Source organism: Acinetobacter stercoris (assembly GCF_900323515.1).
Classification (GTDB): domain Bacteria; phylum Pseudomonadota; class Gammaproteobacteria; order Pseudomonadales; family Moraxellaceae; genus Acinetobacter; species Acinetobacter stercoris.
Genome location: NZ_OOGT01000203.1, coordinates 1 through 6,979, shown reverse-complemented (window position 1 = coordinate 6,979; position 6,979 = coordinate 1). Strand labels below are relative to the sequence as shown.

Genomic DNA, 6,979 nt, shown 5'->3' with positions numbered 1-6,979 from the left:
GTTCTGTTTGTTTTTGCTAGCGTGTAGTAAAAAACAAAGTGAAATATCTTCTACAGATATTACTGAGTCTAATAATTCTCAAATTTCAGAAAATGAAAAGATGGGTACAAAATGGGGCGATGAAATTAACTCTCGTGTTAAAGAGGTAGATATCAAACGTATTTCAAATTTGCCGATAGCAGAAACACAAATTAAGTATGCTGATAAGAAATTTTCTGGGAAAGAGATTAATAATATATCTATCGGTGCTGGCAAACTTAATTTATCTATTATTGATGACGATGATCATATATTGCCAATTTTTAGAGATGGTCAAAATTACTATTTGGAAGCTAAAGAAGGTCAAAGTTATCAACTGAAATATGAAAATAATACGGATAAAACATTTGAGATCGTTACGAGTGTTGATGGTTTAGATGTTATTAATGGAAGTGCAGCTTCCAGACAAAATTCAGGTTATGTTCTGTCGCCACATGATACATTGATTATTCAGGGATTCCGTAAAAGTGATGAGGCTGTGGCTTCTTTTACTTTTGGGAAACCACAGGATGCTTATGCTGCAAATACGTCAAGTGGTTCAATAGATAACACAGGTATCATTGGCACAGTTGTTTATGAGTTAATAGCCCAGAATGAAGTAGACCAAGTTAAAGATGCCACTACATATGCTCCAGCACCAAATGCTTTTCCAGCTGATAAGTAATTGAATTTTTATTGGAAGATAGAACAAAAAGCTTTTAAAAATTAAAGGCTTTTTGTTCTGTAAAGTATCTACAAATGATGGCGTATAATGAGAACCATGAATAATATTTATACTGGATCAATATGGGTGACAACATCAATCACATCATGTTTGTCCATCACTGCATTTCTGGCATTGACTGCAATTTGATGCCCCTCACGAACATTAAGTTCACCATAAACCTCAAGATGTGCATCAACAATAATCATATCTCCCATCTTTCGTGTTCTGAGTTGATGGACTCCGAGTACACCTTGAGTATTTAAAAGTGTTTGACGAATCGCTTCGAGTTCTTCGTCATTCACGGCTTTATCCATCAGATCATTTAATGAATTCCAGCCAAATTCAAAGCCCATTTTAATAATGATCAAACCTACAATCAAAGCAGCAATTGGATCTAAGATGGGATAGCCTAGTAGATTGCCTATAATGCCCACTGTCACGACCAATGAGGATGCGGCATCTGAACGGGCATGCCATGCATTGGCAACCAGTAGACTCGACTTTACTTTCTTCGCAACAGCCAACATATAGCGAAAGAGTGCTTCTTTACAAATAAGTGCAACCAATGCCATATAAAGGGCGATGTTATGTACCTGTGGAATATCTTCAGGATGCAAAATCTTGTGTGTGGCACTGACCAGCATACCTAATCCTACAGCACATAAAATAAGTCCAAGAATGAGTGATGCAGCATTTTCAAAGCGATGGTGACCATAAGGATGATCATCATCAGCATCTTTTCGGCTATGGTGATTAGCGAAAAGAACAATGAAATCTGCGACCAGATCACTCAATGTATGAATACCATCGGCGATTAAACCTTGTGATTTGGAAAAAATCCCGATAATGATTTGCCCAATAGATAAAATGAAATTGACTGCTACGCTCACCCAAGTTGATTTACTAGCAGCTCTAGCTCTAATTTCAGGTGAAACAGCATCTCGAGTTTTTATCTGTTGTTGTACACTCATGGATATTTATTCTCAATATAAATAGCAAGTCGCCTCTAGGTATCTTAACAAATAAAACGTCATGATTTATTTTTAAAATACCTGAAAGAGATACATCAATAAGAACTTAGCCTACAATCGATAATGTACTTGCACCAGCACCTAAGGGTTTGACCTGGATTTGTACAGGAATCCGTTCATGCATCTCCTGAACATGTGAAATGAGAACGACTTTACGTCCCTGACTCTGTAGACGATCGAGTGCGTCCATCACCATATGTAATGAAGCAGGGTCAAGCGTTCCAAATCCTTCATCAATAAATAATGACTCGAGTTTCATTGAACCAGATGCCATATTTGCAATAGCTAATGCCAAAGCAAGAGAGACCAAGAAAGTTTCACCACCAGACAATGAGAGTACAGGTCGGATTTCACCATTCATATCCTGATCGATAATCGCCAGTCCAAGACTATCAGGAATACGTTGTAGTTGATAACGTGGTGATAAAGGCTGTAACTGCTGGTTTGCGTATTCAACTAGAATGTCTAGATGGTGTTGTTGGGCGATTTTCTTAAATTTGGTACCATCTGCACTACCGACCAGTTCAGAAATTTTTCCCCAGCGATGAACTTGTTTTTGTATTTCATCAATTTGTGACTGATATTGTTTTTGTTCATTTTGACGTTGTGCATTTGTTGCTAAACGAACTTGTAAATCATTAGATTCAGTCTTTATCTCAGTCAATTGTTTATTTACTGTTTCAATATGATGAAGTATCTCTTCTTGTTTAAGTTGTGGTGCATCTTTTAAATGCGCATTAAACTGGTCTTTTAAAGTATTCATACTGCTTTGTGTTTCGATTACAGCATTTTGATGTTTTTCAATATCATGACGAAGTTGTTGAGTTTCATGATGGCTCACCTTGAGCAAATCAGCAATTAATGTTTGAGAAAAATCAGGGTGAATATCCTGCCAGTTTTGCTGTTGTTTTTGCTGTTCTTGGATTTGTTTTTGGATCGTCTGTTCCGAACTTTTAAGTTCATTAAGATGTAGGCGCTGTTTTTGATATTGCTCATCAATATCTTTAAATGTTTTCTGCTTGAGCTGTAAAAATGTATCTAGGCTTTTTAACTGTTCAGTCAGGTAGCTTGCCCAAGTGCTGGCATCATTAAACTTCTTCTCACAATGTTGCTGAATCAGCTCAACCAGATGGTTTCTTACTTGTACACCTTGTTGTTTAAGCTCTTCAAGTGATTGGCTCTGTTTTGCAATTTGTTCTGTCAATAGCTCTAGATTTTTTAGCAAAGGTAGTTTTTGTTGTACATAATCTTGTAATTGCTCTTTAATCTGCTTTTGTTGCTGGAGCAGAACCTGTCGCTTTTGAATCTGTTGTAATAACTGTTGAGCAGAGGATTGGGGCTCTAGTTGCCATTTTTCTTGCCACTCAATATTTAGCTTTTCGACAATGCTGTTTTGCATGGTCTCAATTTTTTCAATTTGTAATTGAATCGTTTGCTGTTGTTCAAGTTGGCGCTTTAGACTACGTACAGTTTGTTGTGCCTGTGTTAGTGATTCATATTTTTTCTGCTGAAGGTTTAACTCTCGTATTTGCTGATCTGTGAGTTGTTGATATTGTTTAAATAGCTCATCAAAATCTAAATTAGCATCAAGTAATAAATTTGATGCTTTTATATCAGTGATTACCTGATTTTTACTGCTATTAACAGATTGTTTAAACTCATTAATATTAAGTTCTAGACTATTTAATTCGCTAGATTGTTTATTCCAGTTTTGAAGTGTTTGTTGCCAAAGAGTAAATGATTGATCTCTAGTCAAGATTGCTTGTTGCTCCTGACTGTTTTGTATATGAGTCAGGCTTTGTTGTAGATGCTCTGTATGTTCTACAAAAGGATGCTCAGTACTACCGCAAACCATACATGCCTGATCAGGCTTCAGTTGTTTACGTAAATCTTGAATGTGTGCAGCATGTATAAGTTTTTGTTCCTGTAAAAAATCTTGTAATTGTTTAAGTTTCTTACTGGCTTGTTCGTAGTCTTTTTGGGTTTGTTCGACTTTTTGTTGTAATTCCAGACATGTTGGAATAAGGTGTTCTCTGTGAGCCAGATAATGACAATATTTTTCATTTAGCAATTGATACTGGCTTAGGCTTCGTCCAAGTTTTTCTACATTATGTTGCTGTTGTTGCAAATTCACTAGTTTTTGTTGTTCATTTAAAATCTGTTTTTCTAGATATTCGAGATCTCCGAACTGTTTTTGTTGTACTTCAATATCTTGTTTTAATTTCGAAAAGTGCTGCTTAAAGTTTTCAATATTAAAGTGGGCATTATTAGAGGTAAATTTTTCTAAACGTTGCCATTCTAGCAAAATATTGTGAATTTTCTCTTGATTTGAGGTTGGTTCATCATCAAAGGCAGCCAGATTTTGACTCTGTTCCAGACTGGTTGCGATGGTTTTTTGCTGAAATTCAGTTTGATGCTGCTGTTGTTCTATTTTTATAATGCGTTGTTCGATAGATTTTTTTTGATCAGACAGTTCGTTGAGTTTTTTGTTTTGATCAGTATAACTCTGGCGTAAATAATGTAAGTCTGCATCATATTGTCGTGCTTGTTCCAAAACAGGATGCAGTTTTTCTTGCTGTATTTGTTCTTGACGCAATGTATGTTCAGCAGTCTGGATTTCTTGTAAGGCATTTTTTTGCTGTTTTTCAATCTCGGCAAATTGTTGCTGAGTGATAGAGATTTGCTGCTGTACCGAATGTAGTTGTTGTTGGCTATGTTGTTCCTGTTGGTAGACTGACCGGATTTCAGCAAATTGCTCCAATTGTTGAAGCTGTATTTTTTTTAATTGAATTGCTGGTTCATGGATTAACAGAAGATCTAAGCTTTGTTGCTTTTCCTGTATTTTATACTGAAATTCCGATTTGGTCTGATACCAGCGTTGTGAGCTTTCATATTCTTTAAGCAGTTTTTCTTTTTTCTGAATCTGATCACCTAAAGCCTTTTGCTGATTTTCAATAACCTGAATCTGTTCAGGGGTGAGAAGTTCTATATGTCCGAAAAGATCTTGATATTGTTTTAACTTTTCAGTGAATGTTTTAGTTTTTTGATAAGACAATTGTCCAATAACTGAAAAAATACTTGAGTTGGTGAGATATTCCAATAAATCAGCACGGTCTTGATCTTTGGCTTTTAAAAATGCACCCACTTCAGATTGAGCCAATAAAACAGCTCGGGTAAATTGTTCAAAGCTGAGACCAATCAGTTTTTGTACAGTTGGTGTACATTCTGAAATTTTTTGTGTAAGAACTTGTCCATCTTCCAAACAGGTTACAGCACGATCAACTTTGAGATTCCCGTCCACTTTATTTCGTGCACGTTTGATTTCCCAACGTGCCAGATATCTTTTTTGGTCAAGTGCAAGAAACTCTAATTCGGCAAAACCTGCAACACAACCACGGCGTAGAATGTTTTTTGAATCCTTAATTGAAATTCCTTGCCCACTGACATCTTGTAAAGCACCTATCGCACCATTTAAGCGGGGTATCTGATCAAATAAAGCCAGACACATGGCATCTAAAAGTGTTGATTTACCTGCACCTGTTTTCCCTGTGATAGCGATTAAACCTGCACTTGCCAAAGGCTCTTTTTCAAAATCAATTTCTTGCTCACCAACAAGTGATGCTAAATTACTGAGTGCTAAACGTAATATTTTCATCAATTATTCCTAGTGGCTATCCGCGTTAATTTGATCTTGGGCTTCTTGAAGTAAACTGAGAAAATCCTGTTTTGCTTCCTGGTCTTCCTCATACCCCATTTTTTCCCAAAGTTGTTCGAACAGATTTTCAGGAGTAGGAGGAGCCAGATCAATTTTAGAGTTATCAACATCGCCCTCAGGATTGAGTTTATGTTTGCGACAAATACGAACTAGGCGGTAGCGATTTTTAGGCAGTGCATTTTCGATTTGTTGACGTAAGTCTAGAGGAGGAGGAGTTAATGCATAATATTCGATATCAACATATTCACGTTCATCAATATTCTCTATTTCACCACTGGCCAGACTTTTGAGTTTTGCCATAACTTCATTCAGTTCGCCTGAAAAACGGTGCAAAGCGACTGATCTCGGTATAGATAATATCTCAAACTTAAACTTTGATTCAGGTGATGCTAACGGATCTAACCATACTTCAACCACTTGATGTTTATAATTCAATTCACTAAATGAAAGTGGAATAGGAGCACCACTGTAACGAATATTTGCCCGAGTCACCTTTTGTGGTTTATGCAAATGGCCAAGTGCAACATAATCAATGTCATCACCATAAATAGAAGTGCTTAAAGCTTCAGCGTTTCCAATAATGATGGATCGTTCAGATTCAGACTCTTCTGCACCTTGCATATGAGCGTGTGACATGAGAATAAGAGCCTGTTCAGGGGTTTTACGCTTTTTTGCTTCAGTGATGAGCTGTTCATGTAAATTTTGAATGGCAACAAGTGGATCAGAGATTCCTTCTTGAAAACCGGTAATCTCGGCAGGGCGTAAGAAGGGTAAAGCCAAACACCAGGCAACAATATTTTGCTGGAAATCATAAATTGGAATAAGCAAACGATCTAAATCAAATTCCTGCTGCTGGTTAGAGCGAATTACGCCAACAGTTTTTGCATTATATTTTTCTAATAAAGGTTCAACTTGTTCTATACGATAACCAGAGTCATGGTTTCCTGCTATCATAAGCGTTTGCATATGTGGGGCAATTTCATGCGCATCTGCTAAAAATTGATAAAGCTGTTTTTGGGCTGTTGATGCAGGGTTGATCACATCAAAAATATCACCAGCGATAAGCAAAGCATTAGGCTGTTTTAATCTGATTTGCTCCAGCAACCATGCTAAAAACTGTTCATGTTCATATTGGCGGGAATGTCCGTAAAAAAACTGCCCTAGATGCCAATCTGAAGTATGAAGAAAATGTACAGCCATAAACCATCCCCATTTTTAATCTTTATAGTATCTTAAAATAGGGTATTGAGTTCTAGTATCTAACAATTGAATGCTCAATTCCTGATACCTGAGATTGGTGTCTCAATTGGATATCTTTGTTTTGTATAATGTGAGGATAATAGATATTTATAATTTTTTACGTATATGTCTGAAAGCAATATGATCTGGATTGATGGAATACATGGGAGTCAGGATCAATATATTTCATCATCAATCATTTCAATTTTTAATGTTGCTCTGAATAAATTGTCACTATTAAGTTAATTT

At 36.4% G+C, this 6,979-nt stretch carries 4 protein-coding genes; 1 reads left to right on the top strand and 3 read right to left on the bottom strand.

Annotated features, from left to right (window positions below; genetic code table 11):
• The first annotated feature begins 7 nt into the window (after positions 1-7).
• Positions 8-703, top strand: coding sequence for a hypothetical protein (locus KPC_RS16370; protein WP_228212289.1), 696 nt, complete (start codon positions 8-10; stop codon positions 701-703).
• Positions 704-810: 107 nt separating this feature from the next.
• Here the strand turns inward: KPC_RS16370 and KPC_RS16365 are convergent, their stop codons facing one another.
• The 3 genes from KPC_RS16365 to KPC_RS16355 all read right to left on the bottom strand — a co-directional run bounded on the left by KPC_RS16365 (position 811) and on the right by KPC_RS16355 (position 6,691).
• On the bottom strand, positions 811-1,716 hold the full coding sequence (locus KPC_RS16365) for a cation diffusion facilitator family transporter (RefSeq protein ID WP_121975423.1): 906 nt from the start codon (positions 1,714-1,716) through the stop codon (positions 811-813).
• Between the two features lie 106 nt (positions 1,717-1,822).
• Positions 1,823-5,431, bottom strand: coding sequence for an AAA family ATPase (locus tag KPC_RS16360; RefSeq protein ID WP_121975422.1), 3,609 nt, complete (start codon positions 5,429-5,431; stop codon positions 1,823-1,825).
• A 9-nt stretch (positions 5,432-5,440) separates the two neighbouring features.
• Positions 5,441-6,691 (bottom strand): exonuclease SbcCD subunit D C-terminal domain-containing protein, encoded by a 1,251-nt coding sequence (locus KPC_RS16355; RefSeq protein WP_121975421.1) that lies wholly within the window; start codon positions 6,689-6,691, stop codon positions 5,441-5,443.
• Positions 6,692-6,979 lie beyond the last annotated feature (288 nt).